The organism is Glycocaulis sp., from assembly GCF_052168375.1.
Lineage (GTDB): Bacteria > Pseudomonadota > Alphaproteobacteria > Caulobacterales > Maricaulaceae > Glycocaulis.
On record NZ_JBQLZR010000272.1, the window covers coordinates 1 to 3,867 of the forward strand.

At 65.4% G+C, this 3,867-nt stretch carries 4 protein-coding genes; 3 read left to right on the forward strand and 1 reads right to left on the reverse strand.

Going from position 1 to position 3,867, the window contains the following annotated elements; genetic code table 11:
* Positions 1-1,090: anthranilate synthase component I family protein (locus tag ACTS2Z_RS11070; RefSeq protein WP_442573267.1), on the forward strand; the 1,090-nt coding region annotated here is incomplete at its 5' end.
* On the forward strand, positions 1,087-1,902 hold the full coding sequence (locus ACTS2Z_RS11075) for an aminotransferase class IV (RefSeq protein WP_442573269.1): 816 nt from the start codon (positions 1,087-1,089) through the stop codon (positions 1,900-1,902). The genes ACTS2Z_RS11070 and ACTS2Z_RS11075, both read left to right, overlap by 4 nt.
* Here ACTS2Z_RS11075 and ACTS2Z_RS11080 read toward each other — a convergent pair.
* Positions 1,899-2,669: a DUF547 domain-containing protein gene (locus tag ACTS2Z_RS11080; protein ID WP_442573270.1), complete on the reverse strand. Its 771-nt coding sequence runs from the start codon at positions 2,667-2,669 to the stop codon at positions 1,899-1,901. The genes ACTS2Z_RS11075 and ACTS2Z_RS11080 overlap by 4 nt on opposite strands.
* Before the next feature lie 137 nt (positions 2,670-2,806).
* On the opposite strand from ACTS2Z_RS11080, the gene ACTS2Z_RS11085 reads away from it, so the two are divergent.
* The gene (locus ACTS2Z_RS11085) at positions 2,807-3,691 is read left to right on the forward strand and encodes an alpha/beta fold hydrolase (protein WP_442573271.1); all 885 of its coding nucleotides are present in this window, start codon (positions 2,807-2,809) and stop codon (positions 3,689-3,691) included.
* The last annotated feature ends 176 nt before the right edge of the window (positions 3,692-3,867 follow it).

Below are 3,867 nucleotides of genomic sequence, written 5' to 3' on the forward strand. Positions count from 1 at the left end.
CGCGTGGATTGGCGGGCTTCTGGGCTACGAGCTATCGGGACGCTTCGAAAACCTGCCCCGGCCACCAAGCCCGGTCACGCCATGGCCGGACATGCAGCTGGGCGTGTATGACGCCATCGCGATCTTCGATCACCGTGCGCGCACGCTGACGATGGCCGGACGCGATGATGCGGCCCGCAGGCTGACTGACGCGCTCGAAAAGCCCGCTATGGCCCGGTCTGTCTGCCGCCTTGCCGCACCTCTTGAGCCGGTCTGGAGCGAAGCGCGCTATCTGGATGCGGCATCAAAGGCCCGCGAGTTCGTGCGCGCCGGCGATGTCTTTCAGGTGAACCTCTCCCATCGCTTTGCCGCCCGCCTTGAAGGGCGCGGTGCGCCGCTGCGCGTCATGCAGGCGCTCGCAGCGCAGAGCCCTGCCCCCTTTGCGGTCTACATGCGCCTTGATGACGCCCGTGTCGTTGTATCTAACTCGCCGGAACGCTTCTGGTCGCTCGATGCACAAGGGCGCGTCGAAACTCGGCCCATCAAGGGCACACGGCCACGCGGAAAGGATGCGGCCAGCGATGCTGCCCTCGCCGCAGAACTGGCGGCATCGGCAAAGGACCGGGCCGAAAACCTGATGATTGTCGACCTGATGCGCAATGACCTCTCGCGGGTCTGTGCACCGGGCAGCATTGCCGTGCCGGAGCTCTTTTCGGTCGAGAGCTTTGCCAATGTCCATCACCTCGTCTCGTCCGTGACCGGCCAGCTTTCTTCGGGAAGGGATGTGTTGGATCTGCTTGCCGCCACCTTCCCGCCAGGCTCGATTACAGGCGCGCCCAAGGTGCGGGCCATGGAGATCATCGCAGAGCTGGAGGGCGAGGCGCGCGGCCCCTATTGCGGATCGGCCGGTCTCATCTCCCCTGATGGCAGTGCGCAGTTCAACGTCATGATCCGCACGGCAGGGTTTGTCGCGGACGGCGAAAGCTGGCAGGTGGAAGCGCGCTCCGGAGGGGCGATCACCATCGACAGTGAACCTGCAGCGGAACTGGCAGAAACCCACGCCAAGATTGCCAAGCTGAAACAGGCCATGGAGGCGGCAGGACAGACATGATCTGGCTCAATGGCACTCTGGTGGATGAGGCTGCGGCCCGCATTGGCGTTGCCGATCGGGGATTCCTGCTCGGCGACGGAGTCTTTGAAACCCTGCGTTTCGAGAACGGGCAGGTGCGCAGGGCCGGGCGGCACCTTGCCCGGCTGAAGGAGGCAGCCACGACGCTCGGCATTGCCTTCGATCCCGATTTTGACCTTGAAGGCATCGCCCGCGAGCTCGTCCGCCGGAAGGGCCTTGAGCGGGCCGTGATCCGCCTGACTTTGACGCGTGGCGAGGGCGGGCGTGGCCTGGAAGGCTCGGACAGCGAACCAACGCTGTTGATGACCGCAAGCGCGCTGCCGCCCGCGCCAGAGGGCTTGCGCCTCATTACACTCGATGCTCCGCGCCGCGCGCCGCTCACCCTCGCGGCCCATTACAAGATGATTGGCTACGGCGACAATATTCTCGCCCGGCGCATGGCGCGCACGCGCGGCGGGGACATGGCCGTCCTGCTATCGCCAGACGGGCGCGTCGCCTGCGCCGACAGTGCCAACCTCTTCTGGGTCACGGGACGCACAATCTACACACCTGCGACTGATACAGGCGCCCTGCCCGGCACGACCCGCGCGGCCATACTCGAGGCGTTTGCGCTGCGGGGCCTGCATGTCGAAGACGGGCATTTCCGGCGGGAATCGCTCGCCTCTGCCGATGCCGTCATCGTGACCAATGCGCTGTTCGGCGCTGTATCGGCTGCATCCCTGGACGGGCGGCCGCTGAAGACGGACCATGAACTGGCCCGCCTCATCTGTGACACCGAGCGCGATGCCGGCTAGTTGCCGGGCGCGTTGAGCGACCAGTCATAGCGGTGACGGACGATGCGCGGATTGGCGCGTATCTGCTCTGCCAGTTCGGGTTCTGCAAAGCGCAGCAAATGGGCGATGACGCCTGCATCATTGCCGCCGAAATCTTCCTCGAACCATTTGTAGATGCGTGAAATCTCCAGCCCTCGCTCCGTCACGGTGACGCCGCGCGGATGGTTTACATACGCCCTTGCTGCTGCTTCGAGATCGGCGTCCAGCGTTGCTGCCCGCCACGCCCGCAATCCGATATTCGGGCAACCGATAGAGGCGCAATTCACGGCATAGTGCACCATCGCCGCCTCGAACTGGACGCGCATGATGTCATGCTCGATATTGTCGAGCGACAGGGTTCGGCCTTCGCTGCGGGTCAGCTCCATGCCCCACGGGCCGATGGAGAAAAGCGTCGGGCGTATCTGACGGATGGAGTCCGATGGCGCCTCGTCGAGGATAAGCCTCACCGTCACCGCGTTATAGAGATTGGCCCAGACGGCAAACCGCTCTGCGTCCGGCAAGGTGGAAACCGCAAGCGCCTCCAGCGCCGCGATATAGGCCTCCAGCGCTTCCCGGTCTGCTGCATCGGCGCGCCAGCTTGCGTAGTCGACCCGGTCAATGCCATCCGCGCCGCGCGTGACATGGCGCTCCAGAAGCGCGTCCCACGGATCGTGAATATCTGCCTGCGCCAGGGCGGCGGCAGCGCTGACACACAGGCAGGCAAGGCTCGCCAGAAGTGTCCGTATCATCACCATGCTCCTCATCGCGGACCCTCTTCCTATACGGGCAAAAGGGCAGAGCAGATGTCGGCCGGGTGTGGCCCGGCCTTGATCAGGCGGCGAACAGGCGCATTTTTCCCTGCCCTGACCTGCCACGGGAGGCCCCGTTGAGCGACGCCCCGTCTGACATTCGCGAACCGCAACAGCGCCTTTTCACGCTTGCCGATGGAGATATGGCGGCTCTGGTCTGGCCGAAGCCCGGCGCTACCCGCATCGTCTTCCTGCACGGAAACGGGTTCAATGCCCGCTCCGCCCGCCGCCTGCTGTCCCAGCTCGCCGGAGACTACGAGATCATCGCGCCGGACCTGCGCGGGCATGGGGCCTCCACCTTGCCCGCCGACCCTGCGGCCCATCGCGACTGGCATGTCTACGCGCGCGATGTCATCGCGCTTCTGGATCAGCTGGATGCGCGCCCCTTCGTGCTGGCCGGCCATTCCATGGGCGCCGTCACCTGCCTGTTCACGGCCGAGCACCTCAAGGTAAAGCCGCTGGGCCTTGCGCTGATCGACCCGGTCATACTGCCGGCGAGCTTCTATGCGCTGAACCACACCCCGCTCTGGCATGTCCTTTGGCGGCGCTTCCCTCTGGTGCAAGGCGCGCTGCGGCGGCGCAATCAGTGGGAGAGTGCCCAAGCTGTGACCGAAAGCTATGGCGCGCGCCCGCCCTTCGCTCATTGGGCAGAGGGTGTGCTGGAGGACTACCTCTCTGCCGGGTTGAAGCCAGTGGATGGCGGGGTGGCCCTTCAATGTGATCCGCGCTGGGAAGCCGCCAATTACGCTTCGCACCGGCATGATCCGCTGAAAGCTGCGCGCAATGCAGGCGCGCCGGTGCATGTCCTGAAAGCCGGCAAGGCCTCCACCGTGATGAATGCAAACGGCCTGGCACGCGCCGGGGCGATCATCAGCGAACTGCCCGGTCACTCCCATCTGGCGCCGATGGAAAACCCGGACGCCTGCGCGGACTGGATCGCTGCGCAGGTGGAAGGTTTTTGAGGGGTTTGGTCTTTTTTGATGCTCCGCACTTCCGTGCGTCGCGCCTCGCATTGGCTCGGGCGGCCGGTCGGCCTTGCGGCCCCTGACGGGGCCGAACCGGCACCTCGGCGCGCAGCGCCGCAAGCGCGAACGCGCGCCCGCGACTTTTCGCGGAACATCGCAACGCGGATGCGTTG